Origin of the sequence: Sphingopyxis sp. (genome assembly GCF_035565275.1) — a bacterium.
Classification (GTDB): Bacteria; Pseudomonadota; Alphaproteobacteria; order Sphingomonadales; family Sphingomonadaceae; genus Sphingopyxis.
The window spans coordinates 1-16,543 of record NZ_DATMST010000162.1 but is presented as its reverse complement, the minus strand read 5'-3'; the positions used below and the strand labels follow the sequence as shown (position 1 = coordinate 16,543).

At 64.8% G+C, this 16,543-nt stretch carries 15 protein-coding genes, 1 tRNA gene and 1 pseudogene; 7 read left to right on the top strand and 10 right to left on the bottom strand.

Annotated elements, in window-relative coordinates:
- The first annotated feature begins 8 nt into the window (after positions 1-8).
- Positions 9-512, top strand: coding sequence for an RNA chaperone Hfq (hfq, locus tag VN047_RS11150; RefSeq protein WP_414712699.1), 504 nt, complete (start codon positions 9-11; stop codon positions 510-512).
- Positions 509-1,861, top strand: coding sequence for a GTPase HflX (gene hflX, locus VN047_RS11145; protein ID WP_325542692.1), 1,353 nt, complete (start codon positions 509-511; stop codon positions 1,859-1,861). The genes hfq and hflX overlap by 4 nt, the downstream gene beginning before the upstream one ends.
- Here hflX and mazG read toward each other — a convergent pair.
- From mazG to VN047_RS11095, 10 genes are all read right to left on the bottom strand, one after another.
- Positions 1,839-2,612, bottom strand: coding sequence for a nucleoside triphosphate pyrophosphohydrolase (gene mazG, locus VN047_RS11140; protein WP_325542645.1), 774 nt, complete (start codon positions 2,610-2,612; stop codon positions 1,839-1,841). The genes hflX and mazG overlap by 23 nt on opposite strands.
- Positions 2,613-2,683: 71 nt before the next feature.
- Positions 2,684-2,860, bottom strand: coding sequence for a hypothetical protein (locus VN047_RS11135; RefSeq protein ID WP_325542643.1), 177 nt, complete (start codon positions 2,858-2,860; stop codon positions 2,684-2,686).
- Positions 2,857-3,621, bottom strand: a complete 765-nt coding sequence (locus tag VN047_RS11130) for an MBL fold metallo-hydrolase (protein ID WP_325542641.1) — start codon at positions 3,619-3,621, stop codon at positions 2,857-2,859. The genes VN047_RS11135 and VN047_RS11130 overlap by 4 nt, the downstream gene beginning before the upstream one ends.
- Positions 3,618-4,409, bottom strand: coding sequence for a TatD family hydrolase (locus VN047_RS11125; protein WP_325542639.1), 792 nt, complete (start codon positions 4,407-4,409; stop codon positions 3,618-3,620). The genes VN047_RS11130 and VN047_RS11125 overlap by 4 nt, the downstream gene beginning before the upstream one ends.
- On the bottom strand, positions 4,409-5,998 hold the full coding sequence (gene metG / locus VN047_RS11120) for a methionine--tRNA ligase (RefSeq protein ID WP_325542637.1): 1,590 nt from the start codon (positions 5,996-5,998) through the stop codon (positions 4,409-4,411). The genes VN047_RS11125 and metG overlap by 1 nt, the downstream gene beginning before the upstream one ends.
- A gap of 38 nt (positions 5,999-6,036) precedes the next feature.
- On the bottom strand, positions 6,037-7,026 hold the full coding sequence (locus tag VN047_RS11115; RefSeq protein ID WP_325542635.1) for a DNA polymerase III subunit delta': 990 nt from the start codon (positions 7,024-7,026) through the stop codon (positions 6,037-6,039).
- Positions 7,017-7,637 carry a dTMP kinase gene (gene tmk / locus VN047_RS11110; RefSeq protein WP_325542690.1) on the bottom strand — a complete coding sequence of 207 codons (621 nt, stop codon included), beginning with the start codon at positions 7,635-7,637 and terminating at the stop codon, positions 7,017-7,019. The genes VN047_RS11115 and tmk overlap by 10 nt, the downstream gene beginning before the upstream one ends.
- Complete coding sequence (locus tag VN047_RS11105; RefSeq protein WP_325542633.1) at positions 7,631-8,854, bottom strand: D-alanyl-D-alanine carboxypeptidase family protein; 1,224 nt, start codon at positions 8,852-8,854, stop codon at positions 7,631-7,633. Before VN047_RS11105 ends, tmk begins: the two co-directional genes overlap by 7 nt.
- 11 nt (positions 8,855-8,865) lie before the next feature.
- Entirely contained in the window at positions 8,866-9,873 is a 1,008-nt protein-coding gene (locus VN047_RS11100; protein WP_325542631.1) for a septal ring lytic transglycosylase RlpA family protein, read from the bottom strand.
- Positions 9,857-10,918 carry a lytic murein transglycosylase gene (locus tag VN047_RS11095; RefSeq protein WP_414712698.1) on the bottom strand — a complete coding sequence of 354 codons (1,062 nt, stop codon included), beginning with the start codon at positions 10,916-10,918 and terminating at the stop codon, positions 9,857-9,859. The genes VN047_RS11100 and VN047_RS11095 overlap by 17 nt, the downstream gene beginning before the upstream one ends.
- A gap of 147 nt (positions 10,919-11,065) precedes the next feature.
- On the opposite strand from VN047_RS11095, the gene VN047_RS11090 reads away from it, so the two are divergent.
- The 5 genes and pseudogenes from VN047_RS11090 to VN047_RS11070 all read left to right on the top strand — a co-directional run.
- Positions 11,066-11,155, top strand: a tRNA-Ser gene (locus tag VN047_RS11090).
- Positions 11,156-11,336: 181 nt separating this feature from the next.
- Entirely contained in the window at positions 11,337-14,543 is a 3,207-nt protein-coding gene (locus tag VN047_RS11085) for an autotransporter outer membrane beta-barrel domain-containing protein (protein WP_325542629.1), read from the top strand.
- Positions 14,544-14,631: 88 nt separating this feature from the next.
- Positions 14,632-15,300 carry an RNA polymerase sigma factor gene (locus tag VN047_RS11080; protein WP_325542628.1) on the top strand — a complete coding sequence of 223 codons (669 nt, stop codon included), beginning with the start codon at positions 14,632-14,634 and terminating at the stop codon, positions 15,298-15,300.
- On the top strand, positions 15,290-16,222 hold the full coding sequence (locus VN047_RS11075; RefSeq protein ID WP_325542626.1) for a FecR family protein: 933 nt from the start codon (positions 15,290-15,292) through the stop codon (positions 16,220-16,222). The genes VN047_RS11080 and VN047_RS11075 overlap by 11 nt, the downstream gene beginning before the upstream one ends.
- Positions 16,223-16,224: 2 nt before the next feature.
- Positions 16,225-16,543 (top strand): annotated as a pseudogene (locus tag VN047_RS11070) (STN domain-containing protein); the annotation flags it as partial.

Below are 16,543 nucleotides of genomic sequence, written 5' to 3'. Positions count from 1 at the left end.
AGGCCAATGTGTCCGATAAGAATCAGAATCTCCAAGATATTTTCCTCAACGCCCTTCGCCGCAGTAAAACCCCGGTGACCATGTTCCTGGTCAAGGGCGTCAAGTTGCAGGGTATCATCACCTGGTTTGACAATTTCTCGCTGCTTCTGCGCCGCGACGGTCAGTCGCAGCTTGTCTACAAGCATGCGATCTCCACGGTGATGCCGTCGCATGATTTCGATTTGGCGCTGCTCGGCGACAATCTGCGCGATGCGCCGGCGAGCAAGGGCAAGGCGTTACAGGACGTTTTCCTCAACGCTGTTCGCCGTTCGGACGAATCGGTGACGATGTTCCTCGTCAACGGCGTCATGCTTCAGGGCGATATCGTCGCATTCGACCTGTTCTGCATGCTGCTCGAGCGCGAGCGCCAGGTGCAACTCGTCTACAAGCACGCCATTTCGACCGTTCAGCCGAACGGACCGATCAACCTGACCGACAATGGCGAGACAGACGGCGAAGCGGACGACGCCTGATCGACCCGGTAATTGACAATGAAGACGAGGTAACGCGCGGCGCCGCCGCGCTTATCGTCGTACCCGAATGGCATAGCCAGCGCCTCGCGCGTGATCTGGACGCGCGCGCCGAGGAGGCGAGGGGGCTTGCCGTGGCGATCGGACTCGACGTCGTCGCGGTGCACACGCTGCGTCTCCGCCAGACGCGCGCGGCGACGCTGCTCGGGGTCGGTCAGATCGAAGCGATCACGCCCGATATCGCGGCAAGGGGCGTGCAACTCGTCGTGGTTGATGCCGCGCTCAGTCCGATCCAGCAACGTAATCTCGAAACGGCGTTCGGCACCAAGGTAATAGACCGGACGGGCCTGATCCTCGAAATCTTCGGCGAACGCGCCGCGACCGCCGAGGGGCGGCTGCAGGTCGAACTTGCGCATCTCGACTATCAGGCCGGACGGCTCGTGCGGAGTTGGACCCACCTCGAACGCCAGCGCGGCGGTTTCGGCTTTCTGGGCGGCCCCGGCGAAACGCAGATCGAGGCCGATCGCCGGATGATCCGCAACCGTATGGCGCGCATCCGCCGCAGTCTGGAGGACGCGCGCCGTACGCGCCAGCTCCAGCGCTCGAAACGGCAGCGCGCGCCGTGGCCCGTGATTGCGCTCGTTGGCTATACGAATGCCGGGAAATCCACCTTTTTCAATCGCTTGACGGGAAGTGACGTCATGGCGGAAGATATGCTCTTCGCAACACTCGATCCGACGATGCGCGAGATCCGCTTGCCCGGCATCGACAAGGCGATCCTGTCGGATACGGTAGGTTTTGTGTCCGATCTGCCGACTGAACTCGTCGCGGCTTTCCGCGCGACGCTGGAAGAGGTCACGACCGCCGACCTGATCGTCCATGTACGCGATATCGTTCATCCCGACAGCGACGCGCAATATGACGACGTCCGCGCGATCCTTGAATCGCTTGGGGTTAACGGCCCTCAGGATGGCGGGGAGGGCGATGCAACCGACGCGATCCCGCAGATCGAAATCTGGAACAAGATCGACACCGCCGATGCCGATCTTCGCGCGAGCATCGAAGAGATGGCGGCGCGGCGGAGTGACGCGGCGGTGATATCGGCGGTGATGGGCGACGGCGTTGAAGCGGCGCGCACCTTCATGGCGTCGCAGTTGACTGCTCGCCACAAGCTTGAGCGCATCTACCTTGGTTACGAACAGGGCGAGGCGATGGCATGGCTCCACGCTCGCGGCGAAGTTCTTGCGGACGAGCCCGAGGGCGAGGGGCATGTGCTAACCGTCCGGCTGGACCCCGCCGACCGCGCCCGCTTCGATCGGCTGTGGCCGGCTACGGACGCTCCGACGCCTTGACCGCCTGCCAATGGGCTTCCTGCGCGTCCAGCGACAGGCCCGAAAGGCTGCCGCCTGCACGATCTTCCATCCCGGCGAAGCGGCGGGCGAACTTGCCGTTCGCATCGCGCAACGCGCTTTCCGCATCGACGCCGAGCTTGCGCGCATAGTTGACGACGGCGAACAGCAGGTCGCCAACCTCTTCGTGCCGGTCGGCATCGCTCGACGCCGCCGCGACCTCGGCCAGTTCCTCGGCGATCTTGTCGAGCGGTCCGTCGGTGTCGGGCCAGTCGAATCCGACGCGCGCGGCGCGCGCCTGCAGCTTCTGCGCGCGCAGCAGCGACGGCAGCGACAGCGCGACGCCGGACAGCGCGCTCGTTGGACCGTCGGCGGCGCGTTCGGTGGCCTTGATCGCTTCCCATTGCTGGCGAACGTCGTCCGTCTTGCCGTCGCCAAAGATATGCGGGTGACGGCGCTCCATCTTGTCGCTGATCGCATTGGCGACGTCATCGAAACCGAACAGGCCGTCGTCGGTCGCGATCTGACTGTGAAATACGACCTGAAGTAACAGGTCGCCAAGCTCGTCGCAGATCGCGGCGGGATCGCCACCGGCGATCGCGTCCGCGACCTCATAGGCTTCCTCGATCGTGTAAGGCGCGATCGTCGAGAAATCCTGCGCGAGATCCCATTCGCAGCCGCCGTCGGGATTGCGCAGCTGGCGCATGATGGCGAGCAGGCGATCGATGGGGGATTGGAGCACGGGTTCGGCCATATTATTATCCGATAATATATATTATGTTAAGTCTTGATGGGCGTACGGAGGGAAGATTCTCCATGCATCGATCAGGTCACCGCTTGCCATGTCCGAATGACGAGGAATACCAGACCGAAGATCGCCGCCCATGCGAGCGCCATCTTCAGCCAGTCGGCCATCGGAAGCCGCCGTGCGAGCAGCGAGCTCAGCACCAGTGCGAATGCGCCTGCGAACCAGAGTATCTCGACGGTCGTGTCACCATTCATAGCTGCACCTCCAATCCGTCGTATCCGGGTTCGACGCCCGGCGGCAATTCGGCCGCAAGGTCGTCATAATCCATCGTATTGTCCATATGCGTGATGATCGCGCGCGGATTCCCCACCTTGGCGAGCCCTTCAAGCGTCATTTGAAGATGCGGATGGGTCGGATGCGGATAGCGGCGCAGCGCATCGATCACGAACAGGTCGACACCCTGAAAGAAATCGACCATCTCATCAGTAAATTTCGAAAAATCAGTAGCATAGGCAATTTTGTGCGCACCGTCGCTAAAGATCAGGCCGGTGGCTTTAATCGGGCCGTGGGGCATTTCGATCGCCGACACTTCGATTGGTCCGATCGACTGATGGTCTTGAAGGTCAATCGGATCGACCGACGCCGGGTAGCCTGCGTTGCCCGCAAAGGCATAGGTGAAGCGCCATTTCAGAATATCGAGCACGTGAGCTCGCGCGTAGACGGGAACTGGAGACCGACGCAAATGCATGACTTGGCGCAGATCGTCGAGGCCATGCGTATGGTCGGCATGCTCGTGCGTCCAGATGACGGCGTCGAGTTCACCCACGCCTGCATCGAGCAATTGCAGCCGCATATCGGGGCTGGTGTCGACCAGGATACGAAAGCCGCCGAGCGATATCATGATCGACGCCCGACTGCGTAGATTGCGCGGATTGTCGGGGTCACACTGCCCCCAGTCATTGCCGATCCGCGGCACGCCTGACGACGTCCCGCAACCAAGGATCCTGAGCTTCATGGCGCGGATGACGTCACGGCCGCCTTGTTGAAAAGCGCATAGAAATTGGCGCTTGTCGTGGCAGCGAGCGCGTCCTCTTCCTCGCCGCGCAACGCGGCGAGGAAAGCGAGCGTGTCGGCGACGAACGCGGGCTCGCCCGTCTTGCCGCGGTGTGGGACGGGGGCAAGGAAGGGGGAATCGGTTTCGATCAACAGCCGGTCGCCGCGCAGCCATTTGGCGGTTGCCTGAAGGTCGGCGGCGTTCTTGAAGGTCACGATCCCCGAGATCGAGATATAGAGACCCAGATCAAGCGCCTTGCGGGCGAAGTCATCGCTCGCTGTGAAGCAGTGGATGACGCCCGGAAAAGCTGTCCTGCCCATCTCTTCGCCAAGCAGCGCCAACGTATCTTGCTCGGCATCGCGCGTGTGGACGATGATCGGCAGACCGGTTTGCTGCGACGCATGAATATGGCGGCGAAAGCTATCTTGCTGGCGCCCGCGGTCGCTCTTGTCGTAATAATAATCGAGTCCGGTCTCGCCGATGCCGATTACGCGCGGATGTGCGGCGCGCTCGACGAGCTTGGCGGTGTCGACGTCGGGATGATGGTCGGCGTCGTGCGGGTGAATGCCGACGCTCGCCCAGACGTCTTCATTCGCTTCGGCCGCCGCGAGCACATCGTCCCACTCGCTTTCGCGCGTCGCGATGTTGAGCATTGCGGTGACGCCGCGCGCCCGCGCCCGCTCGAGCACCTCGCCCTGCTGCTCGGCAAGGCCCTTGTAATTGAGGTGGCAATGCGAATCGACGAGCATCAGGCCTCCCCTTCCCCCCCGATTTCGTCGGCGGGCAGTTCGAGCCGCGGGAAGATAGGGACCGGCTGGCCGACCTTGAAGCCGCTTGCGACCAGCTTTGCGAACCAGTCCTTGTCGGTGAGCGCCGCGAAATCGCGGGCGTCATCGGCGATGCCCATCTGGTCGAGCAGCTTGTCGGCGGCCGCCGGCACGACCGGGCGGATCGCGATCGCCAGCGTGCGCACTGCCCGGAACAAGGTCATCAGCACCGCACGCATCCGTTCGGGGTCGGTCTTGCGCAGCGTCCATGGCGCCTGCGTGTCGACATACTGGTTGCAGGCGAATACCGCGCGGATCCAGTCTTCGATGCCGACGGAGAAGGCAAGTTGCCCGAATTCGTGCGGCAGGCGGACCGCCGCCATGTCGGCGAGGTCGGCGAGCAGGTCGATATCGTCTTGCGCGGGCGCATAATCCGCAGAAAGCTCGCCATCCAGATTCTTGAAAATCATCGACAAACTACGCTGCGCGAGATTGCCGAAGCTGTTCGCAAGGTCGGCGTTGGCGGTGCGAACGATCGCCTCGGCCGAATAGCTGCCGTCCTGGCCAAAGCTGACTTCGCGAAGCAGATAATAGCGCAGCGCATCGACCCCGAACCGGTCGGCGAGCGCCATCGGATCGACGACGTTGCCGAGCGATTTCGACATCTTCTCGCCGCGGTTCAGGAGGAAGCCGTGGCCGAACACCTGTTTGGGCAGCGGCAAATTGGCGCTCATCAGGAAGGCCGGCCAGTAAACGGTATGAAAACGAACGATATCCTTGCCGATCATATGGATATTCGCCGGCCAGAATGTCCCGAAATCGCTGGCAGGGTCAGGATAGCCGAGCCCCGACAAATAGGTCGTGAGCGCATCAACCCACACATACATGACATGCCCCGGCGATCCCGGCACCGGCACACCCCAGTCGAAGCTGGTGCGCGAAACGCTGAGATCCTTGAGCCCGCCCTCGACGAAACGCAGCACCTCGTTGCGGCGGCTTTCGGGCCGGATGAAGTCGGGGTGCTCGTTATAAAGCGCGAGCAGCCGGTCCTGATATTTCGACAGGCGGAAGAACCAGCTTTCCTCGACAGTCCATTCGACCGGCGTGCCCTGCGGCGAGAGGCGGATGCCCCCTTCCCCGTCGGTCAGTTCGCTTTCGTCGTAGAAAGCTTCGTCGCGGACCGAATACCAGCCCTCGTAACGATCGAGGTAAAGGTCGCCATTGGCTTCCATCGCCTTCCAGATCGCTTGCGACGCCGCATGATGCGCCGCGTCCGACGTGCGCATGAAATTATCATAGCTGATATTCAGCTTGGCATACATCTCCCGGAAATATCCCGACATTTCGTCAGCAAGGTCGATCGTCGCGCGGCCTTGGTCGCGCGCGGTCTGGAACATCTTCAGCCCATGTTCGTCGGTGCCGGTGATCAGGCGCACCTCGCGGCCGCGCGCGCGCTGGAACCGCGCCATGACATCGGTCGCGATCGCTTCATAGGCGTGGCCGATATGCGGACGGCCGTTGGGGTAGCTGATCGCGGTGGTGATGTAGAAAGGTTCGTTATTTTCGGACATGCGCGCGCCTTAGCCGCTGGCGCGCGCGAGGGAAAGCGTCAGCGTGCCGTCTGTCCCTGCCGCGGGGCCAATTGGGCAAGGCAATTGCCGATTTCGAAGCCGACCATCGATCCATCATAGGAACCGCGGATCGCGTCGCGGACGGTGCGCTGGATGCGGTCCCACTGCGCGAGTACCGGCGCGATTTCGGCGACGGGACGTTCGCGGGCGAGGCGGGTGAGCAGGCCCGGGACGATATCGATCACCAGTTCGAGCCGGGCACGGTTGCTGGAACCGCCGACTTCGCGTGCAAGCGCCTCGCGCAGGCGGTTTTCGGGGTCGCCCGTGCCGGCAATCGCGAGCAGCTTTTTCTCCATGGCCGCGACGTCGCTGTCGATCAGCGCGAGCGCCTTTCCGGGCACGCCTCCCGACGCCGCGACGATTGCACGCACCTCGGTCATTTCGAGAATCGGGCGCAGTTCGTGAAGCCACGCTGTCATGACGTCACGATCAACTGGTTGAAAACGAAGGGTTCTGCATCGCGACCGGATAGTGGGGAGCAGCCGTCCCGGCGAGTGGCTGATCAACAGGAACAGCGTTTTCGCAGGTGGCTCCTCAAGCGTCTTGAGCAGCGCATTCGCCCCGTCGGTCTCGAGGTCGTCGACCGCGTCGACGATGATCACGCGCCACTCGCCGAGCGACAGCGAAAGATGCAGGCGGCGGATCATCTGACGCACCTGCTCGATCGTGATGTTGCGCGCGAGTTCCTTGGCCTTGTCCTTTGGCTGGCGGGCGAGACGAAGGATTTCGGGATGGTTGCCGGCATCAACCAGCCGACCCGCCGACTCATCGCCCCGATCGTCGAGCGCGATGGCCTGCGCTTCGCCGCCGCGCCCGTGCGTTACGAGAAAGCGCGCGATACGTTCGGCAAAGGCGCCCTTCCCCATCCCCTGAGGCCCGGCGAGCAGCCAGGCGTGATGAAGCCGCCCGCCCTGCCACGCTTCGAGAAAGGCCTTTTCGGCGCCCTGATGGCCGATCATCACAGCCATTCCCCAAGCCCGGCAAGAATATCCGCGGTAACTTCATCGGCAGGCGCGTCGGCATCGACGATCCGCCAGCGTGACGGCTCGGCCTGCGCCATTTCGACGAAACGCGCGGCAAGGCGCGCCTGATAGTCCGCTGGCTTGCTGCCCATGCGGTCGCTGCCGCCGCGTCCGGCCAGCCGACGCGCCGCTTCGTCGGCACTGACTGTGAGCAGGAAGGTGCGGTCGGGCAGCAAGCCCTCCGAACCGAAGCCGTGCAGCGCGATAAGGTCGGCGTCGGTGATTCCGCCCCCTCCCCCCTGATAGGCGCGGCTGGAATCGACGAAGCGGTCGCAGAGGACCCAGGCGCCGCGCGCCAGCGCCGGACGGATCGTCCGGACGACGTGATCGGCGCGAGCGGCGGCAAAGAGCAAGGCCTCGCTTCGCGCATCCCAGCGATCGTCGCTGCCTTCCATGAGCAGCGTACGGATCACTTCGGCGCCCGCGCTGCCGCCGGGTTCGCGGGTCGTGACGACATCGACGCCGCGCGCTCCCAGCGCTGCGGCGAGCGCGCGGATCTGCGTCGATTTTCCGACTCCCTCCCCGCCTTCCAGCGTGATGAAGCGGCCGCTCACAATCCGGTCAGTCGATAAAAGCCCGTTCGCGCGCGTGCCCACCAGCCGCCTTGGCTCACGTCGGCAGCGGCGATCAGCGGTGTGGTTTGGGACGGCAATCCATCCGGAGTGACGACCAGTTCGGCAACGGGCGTACCCCGGGTGAGGGGTGCGGAGACGGGAGTTGCGGTACGCATCACCGCGCGATAGCCACCACTGTAGCCCTTGGGAACCGTCATCCGCACTGCAATACCGGCTTCGGTTGCCACCGCGGGAACCGCGCCCCTGCGGACGTCGACCCGGCCCAGGCTGGCGCCGGCGGGAATGAGCTCGCGCCCTTCCCACTCGTCGAAGCCCCATTTCATCAGCCGCTCGGCCTCATCGCGGCGCGCCTTTTCACTGGCCATGCCGGCAACGACCATGATCAGGCGGCGGCCGCCCCGCTTGGCCGAACCGAGGAAGCAATAGCCGGCTTCGGCGGTGTGCCCCGTCTTGAGGCCGTCGGCGCCCTCGAAACGTCCGAGGATGGGGTTGCGATTGGGCTGGATGATCGGCTCGCCCTTGGGCGACTTCCCGTGCCGGAGTTTCGGGATCGCGAAATAGCGTTCATATCCGCCTGGATGGTCGCGGATCAGCCGGTCGGCGAGTGTAACAAGATCGGCGGCGCTGACCTTGGTCACACCGCCATCGGGCCATCCGTTGGGCGTTCCGAACCTGCTCGATTTCATCCCGATTCCGGAAGCTACATCGTTCATTCGCTTGACGAAGTTCGCCTCGCTACCGTCTATTCCTACCGCAAGGACGGCCGCCGCGTCATTCCCTGAAACCGTGATCAGTCCCTTGAGCAACTCGTCGACCGACACTTTTTCGTTCGGACGCAGGAACATTGTCGAACCGCCCGTGCTGCCGTTCCACTTCTTCCACGTCGCTTCACTGACGGTGAATTGTTTGTCGCGTGCCAGTTCGCCCTTCTTGATGAGGTCGAGCACGACATAGGCGGTCATCACCTTGGCCATCGAAGCCGGTGCGAAGCGCTTTTCGGCGCCGCGCGAAAAGAGGATCGCGCCCGAATCCATGTCCTTCAGCAGCACGATCGGCGCTTGCGTGACATAGAGCGGACGGCTGACCGGCGCGTGCTTGGGTCGGGTGTCACCGGCCGACGCCGCCGGGAAGGCAAGCACCAGTGTCAGGGCGGCGCCGGCCGCCGCAGTGGTTTTCGCGAGGATGACCGCCCGGTTCATATGCCGGCCAGTCACCGGTCGCGCACGACCACCGCGTCGCGGAAGCCCTTGGCCTTCGCCTTGCCGAGTGCGCCCTGTGCCTCGGCATCGCTGGCGAATGCGCCGATGCGGACACGCCAGAGATTGCCGGCCTTCGTGACCGTCCCGCCCACCGATCTGGCGGCGGCGTTGGCGCGGCCCTCGCTGCTGAACGCTGCAACCTGGACGGCATATTTGCCCGCTGGCGAAGTTTGCGCGGGCTTGGCCGCCGCCGCAGGTTTCGCCGGTGCGGGCTTGGCAACCGGAGCGGGGCCGGGTGCGGGTCTTGCCGCGCCGGGGTCTTCGACGATGAAACGATCGTCGCCGGGTTTGGCGGCGCCCGATGCGATCGGCGCTGCGGGCGGGGCAGCGACCAGAGTCGAAGCCGCCACGCCTTTCGGAGCCGGGAGGCTCTTCGCCTTGTTGCGGAGGATCGACAGCAGCGAATCCGGTGTGGCGATGCGTTCGGGGACCGGCTTTCCGGCGCGAAGCTGCGCGCGTTCGGCCGCCGGCGGATTCGTCCGGCGGACGCGCACCGCGGCGACCCCGTCGGTGATCCCCAGCTGTGCAGCGGCGCCGCGCGACAGGTCAATCAGCCGGTCACCGACCATTGGCCCGCGGTCGTTGACGCGTACGAGGGTCGTCCGACCGGTGTCGAGCGCGGTGACCTCGACATAGCTTGGCAATGGCAGCGTCTTGTGTGCCGCGCTGATCGCAGAGGGATCGAAAGTCTCGCCATTGGCGGTGGGCTTTCCGGCAAGTTCCTCGCCGTACCAGCTCGCATAGCCGACATCGTCATAGTCGGGGATATCGGCGGGTGTGTAGGTCACGCCGCCGATTGTGTAAGGATCACCAAGCTTTACCGGGACATCGGCCGCGCCGGTCGCCGGCGCCGGACTTGAGGTCGGCCCGACTTCGCGCTTGCCATCTACACTGCCACAGCCGGCGAGCATGAGCATCGCACCGGCCATCAGGCCCCCGCCCCTAACGATCGATTTCATCCGCCAGCAACCCCACAGACAGTGCGTAAAAGTTGGAACAATTATAGTCCAATATCGCACGATAGTTACCGGTCAGCAAATAGGCCGTGCGACCGGGGCCATCGGGTTCGAGAAGCGTGGCCTGGATATTGCCGTCGGGCCAGCGTCCGCCGACCGGCTGGATTCCGGCGGCGCGCCATTCGGCCATCGACCGCCAGCGGCTGTGACGATCGAAGACGCGCGGGCAGCGCGTCGGCGTCAGGCGATTGGCGACCGCGCTCCGGTTGAAGCTCGCCGGCACCGTGACTGCGACGCCCCACGGCTGCCCGGCACGCCAGCCGGCGCGGCGCAGATAGGATCCGATCGATTCGATTGCGTCAGCCTCGCTCGACCAGATGCGCGCGACCCCGTCGCCGTCGCCGTCTTCGGCGACCTGCAGATAGACCGATGGCAGGAATTGCGGATATCCGAAGGCGCCCGCCCAGCTGCCCTTCAGTGCGCTGCGCGGTACGCCGCGTTCGACCATCACCAGCGTCGCGATCAGTTCGGGTTCGAACAGGCTGCGTCGGCGGCCTTCATAGGCGAGCGTCGCCAGCGCCTCGGGCAGATCGAAATTGCCGGTGACCTGGCCATAGGCGGTTTCGTGACCGTAGATGGCGATCATGATGCTCGTGGGAACGCCGGTGCGCGCCTCGATCCGCGAAAGGAGCGGAAGCAACCGGTCGTGGACGCGGCGTCCGCCGCCGATGCGCGCAGCATCGACATGTTTTACCTTGTAGGGGGCGAAAGCCGGGATCGGCGTATTCGGGCTTGGCGGGCTGCCAAGATTATCGCGATCGAGCGCAATGACGCGGGGGTTGTAGCGCAGCCCCGTGGTGACCCGGTCAAAGGTCGCGCGCGATACGCCGCGCGCCTGCGCCTTCGGCCATAGCGACCGGACATAGGTGTCGAAGCCCGCGTCCCCTCCCTGCGCGTGGAGCGGGGCCGAGGCGGTGAGCATCCAGGCCGACACCACGGCGATGACGAGAGTGAAAAGGCGTCCGGTTCTGAAACTGATAGCGTGCATGATGTCCCCACCCATAGGGCGTGTCTCGCACAGATGCGAGCGGATTGGCTAGGCGGTCGCGAGACAGGACGAGTCATTCGCGCGGCAGGCCGTTCGCACAAGGTTTCGCTTGCCGGGCCGCCACCACGCGCTATGGCGGCGGCACGCGGACAGGTGGCCGAGTGGTTTAAGGCAGCGGTCTTGAAAACCGCCGTGGGTGCAAGCTCACCGTGGGTTCGAATCCCACCCTGTCCGCCATCGCACGTCGGGAATATGATTTGGGAACCGGATGCGGAGGACCGCGGACGGGCGGTGCAGGACATGCGCGCTACCGGTTTCGTCGCACCGCGGTCATTTTTTTCCAAGGCCCTGCCCGCAGGGCTCCGTCTTGTGATTGTCGCCGGGAAGATGTCCCGGCCCCGATCACAAGAGGAACCCGATGCGCAAGACCTTGCTGGCCTCCACCTGCCTGGCCACCCTTCTGTCGACGACCGCCCAGGCGGAAACGACGATCACGACCGCCATTACGACACCGGTGCGAACCTCGACCGTCAAATCGGGTGCCGCCGACGATGTGAAGATCACCTCGACAGGGTCGGTCAAACCGGCGTCGGGAACCGCAGTCACCATCGACAGCAATCACAAGGTGGTCAACGAGGGCACGATCGAATTCAGCAATGTCGACGGCGCGACGGGCATTTTTGCGAACGGCGGCGTGTCGGGCGGCATCACCAATGCGGCGACTGGCAAGATCATCATCGGCGAAACCTATGCGCCGACGGATATCGACAATGACGGCGATCTTGACGGACCCTTTGCGGTCGGCAGCAATCGCGTGGGCATCGCGACGGGGGGCGCCTTTACCGGCAATATCGTCAATAGCGGCACCATCGCCATCGAAGGCAATGATTCGGCGGGCATTCGCCTCGGCGGTCCGCTGACCGGCAACTTTACCAACGACGGGACGATCACGGTCCTCGGCGATCGCGCGCTGGGCGTCGGATTGCAGGACGTCACCGGTAACGTCCGCCTTGCGGGGACGATCACCGCGACCGGCGTCGATGCCACCGCCGCGCGGCTTGCGGGCAACATCAACGGCGCGCTTGTCGTGCAGGGCGCGCTGACCGCCACCGGCTATCGTTACACGACGCCGCCCGCCGATCCGTCGAAGCTCGACGCCGACGACCTGCTGATCGGCGGCCCGGCGCTTTCGATCGAAGGCAATGTGACGGGCGGTATCGTCCTTGCCGTTCCGCCCAAGGATGCGAATCCGAACGACAAGGACGAGGACAAGGACGGCATCGACGATGACAAGGAAGGCTCGGCGGCGATCCGTTCCTTCGGTTCGGCTGCGGCGGTTCGCATCGGCGCGGCCGACCATGCCGTCGCGATCGGCCCCGTCGCGGGGACCGGGACCGGCCTTGGACTGATCATCGACGGTTCGGTAGTCGGCAACGGGCTTTATGCCGGCAAGGACGGCAACGGCATGCAGATCGGCGGCCTTGGCGGTACGGTGACGATTGCCGGCGGCATCGGCATCAGCGGCAGCGTGGCGGCGCTTTCGAAGGATGTCGCCGCTACGGCCATTCGCATCGGTAGCGGAGCGACGACCCCCGAGATCCGGGTCGCGGGCAAGGTCGAGGCGACGACGGCGGGCAATACCGCCGCTTCGGTTGCGACGGCAGTGCTGGTCGAGGCGGGCAGTGACGTCCCGTTGATCCGCAACAGCGGCACGATCGCGGCGAAGACCGGCGGTGACAATGGCACCGCGCGTGCCATCGTCGACCTTTCCGGCAATGTCGATACCGTCGAGAACAGCGGCACGATCAGCGCCACCGGCGCCCTTGCAAGTTCCAACCGCAATGTCGCGATCGACCTGTCGGCGAACGCGGCGGGGGCAACGGTCAAGCAGACCGCGGTCGCCTCGGGCATCGCAGCCCCCAGCATCGTCGGCGACGTCCGCTTTGGCGGCGGCAATGACGTGTTCGACATCGCCGACGGCTCGGTGAAGGGCAACAGCTTCTTCGGCACCGGCAACAACAAGCTCGCACTGTCGGGCGACGCCACCTATGCGGGCAATGCCAGCTTTGGTGGCGGCAATGACAACATGACCCTCGCCGGCACCGCGAAATTCACCGGTGCGGTCGATTTCGGCGGCGGTACCGATACGCTCAGCATCGGCGGCACGTCGATCTTCTCGGGCACGCTCGCCAATTCGCAGGGGCTGGCGGTTTCGGTTGCCGGCGGCACCTTCGACGTCGGCGGCGCCGCGACGATTGCGTCGCTTGCCGTTACCGACAAGGGCGTGCTCGGCGTCATGCTCGATGACGGCAGCACCGGAACCGCGCTTCAGGTCACGGGCAATGCCAGCTTCGGTGCCGAATCGAAGCTCGCGCTCAAGCTGTCGAGCATCGAGCGCGCCGAAGGGCAGCATGTGGTGCTGACCGCCGGCAGCCTGACGGGCGCAAGCAACCTGACGGCGTCGCAAACGCTGCTGCCCTTCCTCTACAAGGGCACGCTGACGTCGAACGCCACCCAGCTCATCGTCGACGTGTCGCGCAAGAGCACCACCGAGCTGGGCCTCAACCGGTCCGAATCCGGTGCGTTCGACGCCGTGCTCGACGCGGTCATTGCCGACCAGAAGATCGAGGACGTCTTCCTCGGCATCACCGACGGCGACCAGTTCCGGGGCCAGCTCCAGCAGATGCTGCCCGAGCATGAAGGCGGCGTGTTCGAAACCGTCACCTCGGGTTCGCGCGCCCTGTCGCGCTATCTTCAGGATCCCAACGCGCCGTACCAGGATGAGGGCAAATGGGGCTATTGGGTCAACCAGGCGGTCTGGGGTACTTCGAAGGGTGTCGGGAACACCGCAAGCTACGACGTCAGCGGCTGGGGCATCTCGCTCGGCGCCGAAATCGAGAGCGATGTCGGCAATTTCGGTGGCTCGGTCGCGTATCTCAGCGGCAAGGACGGCAATGGCAGCAACGCCAATGAAGTAAGCTCGAGCCAGTTCGAAGGTGCCCTGCACTGGCGTCTGCGCTCGGATGGCTTCATGGCCAATGCCCGCGTTTCCGGCGCGCCGGTCAGCTTCAAGGGCACGCGTATCTTCCGCGCCGAAAATGGCGCCGAGGACATCGAAAAGACGATGAAGGGCAAGTGGGACGGTACCCTGTGGTCGGCGTCGGGCTCGCTCGCCTATGATGCACGCGCCGGCGGCCTGTCGATCCGGCCGATGGTCGCTGTCGATTATTTCAAGCTCAAAGAAGACGGCTATCAGGAAACCGGCGGCGGCGACGCGCTCGACCTCAAGGTGCTGAGCCGCGACAGCGATGAACTCGCGGTGTCGGGAACCGTGGCCATCGGTCTCGATTTCGGCGGTGCCGACGAATATGACGGCTGGACGCGCTTCGAAATCGAAGGCGGACGCCGCCAGATCGTAAGCGGCACGCTCGGCGCGACGACCGCGTCGTTCAAGGACGGCACGCCGTTCACCCTTGTCCCCGATGATCGCACGAGCGGCTGGGTCGGCCGCATCCGTGGCATCGCCGGTAATTCGGCCTTCCAGGTCGGTGGCGAATTGTCCGCGGAAGAACAGCAAAGCCATGTCGGCTGGGCATTCCGTGCGAGCCTGCGGGTCGGTCTCTAGCCCCCCGGGCCGACCCCGCCTGCAAGGGGGAAGCGGATCCCCTACCCCCGCTTCCCCCTTGCCTTGGCAGAAACGAACGAAGAAGCTGATGTTAGCACTGGCCACCCCCTCCTCCTTCCCGCCGCAGTTGCGCCGCAGGGCATTGGCGCTATATGACGGCGGCATCGGGGAGGCGTATGGCGCATATCGGGGTGGCGCCCACCGGCAAAAGATGGCGTTCCAAAGCAAGCAATCCATGACCCAGTCGCGTGACCGAACCGACGCCGCACAGGGCATCGAAGGCGTATTGCTCGCCAACCGGGATCGCATCGTGCGTTTTCTGGAAGTGCGCGGTGCGGGCGATATCGCCGAGGATCTGTTCCAGGACCTGTGGATGCGCCTGACCGATCGCGCAACCGGACCGATCGCCGAGCCGCTGTCCTATGTCATGCGCGCCGCGAACAACCTGATGCTCGATCGCTACCGCTCTGCAAGGCAAAGCGAATTGCGCGACAAGGCGTGGGGGGAAGCCTCTGCAACCCAAAGCCCGTCGACCGAGTCCGCGCTGATCTCGCGCGAACAACTGGCGCTTGTAGACGCGGCGATCGTCGCGACGGGCGAGCGTTCTGCCCGCATCTTCCGCAGGTTTCGGGTCGATGGCGTCAATCAACGCGACATAGCGAGCGAAATGGGGATCAGCCTGAGTACCGTCGAATCCGATTTGCGGAAGGTTTATGCCGCGCTTGCCGTGACCCGGAGGCAGCTCGATGCATCCTGACGCCACCCCCGCCGAAGCGCGCGCGATCGACTGGCTCGTTCGCCAGCGCGATCCCGATTTCGCCGACTGGGACGGGTTCGCCGACTGGCTTGCCGAAGATCCCGGCCATGCCGCGGTGTACGATATGGTCGCGGACCTCGATCGCGATCTCGATGCCCTGCCCCCGGTTTTCGCCCCGTCGGTCGTGACGATCCCCGATGTCCGTCACCGGCCGTCGCGGCGCGCCTGGTTCGGTGGCGCGATGGCAGCCGTCATCATCGGCGCCGTCGGCCTGTCGAGCCCCGGCCTGTTCGCCGACAGCAACCGGATCGAGACGTTGGCCGGCGAGCACCGCACCGTCGAACTCGCCGATGGATCAAGGATCGAGATCAACGGCGGCTCGATCGTCGAAATCGACAAGGATCGCCCGCGCTTCGCCCGGCTGGAATCGGGTGAGGCGATGTTCCATGTCGTGCACCGCGAGGACGATCCGTTCGTGGTCGAGGCGGGCGGCGCGAAGATCGTCGACCTTGGCACCGCCTTCAACGTCGTGCGGCGCGAGCGGCAGACCTCGGTCGCGGTTTCGGAAGGGGTGATTCTCTACAACCCCGACGGCGACAACGTCCGCGTCGTTGCGGGCAAAGGCATCGACGCGCGCGACGGCGACCCGAAGGCGCCCGCAGTACAGGATGTCGATGTCGCCAGCGTCGGCGGCTGGCGCACGGGACTCCTGGTTTATAGCGGAACGCCGCTGGCGGTCGTCGCGGAAGATCTGAAGCGTACGGCCGGAATGAACGTCAGCATTGCGCCCGAGGCGACCGGGCTGTCGTTCCGTGGCGCGCTGATCATCGACAAGGATCGCGGCCGCACCGTCGCCGATCTTGCTGCCCTGTCGGGTACAAAAGCCGAGCGGCAGGGCGACGGCTGGATATTGACCCGCTGAGCATGACCCGCCGCCTCTCTCTTGTCGCTGCAGCGATAGTGATGAGCCTGCCGGTGCAGGCGATGGCGGCCGAGGACCGGGCGTTCGACGTGCCCAAGGGCAGCTTGTCGAGCGTGTTGCCCCTCCTCAGCCGGCAGGCCGGGGTCAGCATCAGCGTCGGCGACGCGAAGCTATGGCAGGCGCGCGTGAAATCGGTGCGCGGGCGCATGAGCGTCGAAGAGGCGATCACGCGCCTTCTGAACGGTTCGGATGCACGCGCCGTACGCGTCAGCGCGACGAGCTGGCGCATCGAGCGGCGGCCGGCGGCCCGCGTCGCGCATC

Bases quoted from the DNA above. Each gene is read 5' to 3' on its own strand.
- VN047_RS11105 (WP_325542633.1), bottom strand. From the start codon at position 8,854: ATGAACCGGGCGGTCATCCTCGCGAAAACCACTGCGGCGGCCGGCGCC.
- VN047_RS11085 (WP_325542629.1), top strand. From the start codon at position 11,337: ATGCGCAAGACCTTGCTGGCCTCCACCTGCCTGGCCACCCTTCTGTCG.
- VN047_RS11095 (WP_414712698.1), bottom strand. From the start codon at position 10,918: ATGCACGCTATCAGTTTCAGAACCGGACGCCTTTTCACTCTCGTCATC.
- VN047_RS11130 (WP_325542641.1), bottom strand. From the start codon at position 3,621: ATGAAGCTCAGGATCCTTGGTTGCGGGACGTCGTCAGGCGTGCCGCGG.
- mazG (WP_325542645.1), bottom strand. From the start codon at position 2,612: ATGGCCGAACCCGTGCTCCAATCCCCCATCGATCGCCTGCTCGCCATC.
- VN047_RS11100 (WP_325542631.1), bottom strand. From the start codon at position 9,873: ATGAAATCGATCGTTAGGGGCGGGGGCCTGATGGCCGGTGCGATGCTC.
- VN047_RS11080 (WP_325542628.1), top strand. From the start codon at position 14,632: ATGTTAGCACTGGCCACCCCCTCCTCCTTCCCGCCGCAGTTGCGCCGC.
- metG (WP_325542637.1), bottom strand. From the start codon at position 5,998: ATGTCCGAAAATAACGAACCTTTCTACATCACCACCGCGATCAGCTAC.
- VN047_RS11075 (WP_325542626.1), top strand. From the start codon at position 15,290: ATGCATCCTGACGCCACCCCCGCCGAAGCGCGCGCGATCGACTGGCTC.
- VN047_RS11125 (WP_325542639.1), bottom strand. From the start codon at position 4,409: ATGCTCGTCGATTCGCATTGCCACCTCAATTACAAGGGCCTTGCCGAG.
- VN047_RS11135 (WP_325542643.1), bottom strand. From the start codon at position 2,860: ATGAATGGTGACACGACCGTCGAGATACTCTGGTTCGCAGGCGCATTC.
- VN047_RS11115 (WP_325542635.1), bottom strand. From the start codon at position 7,026: ATGGCTGTGATGATCGGCCATCAGGGCGCCGAAAAGGCCTTTCTCGAA.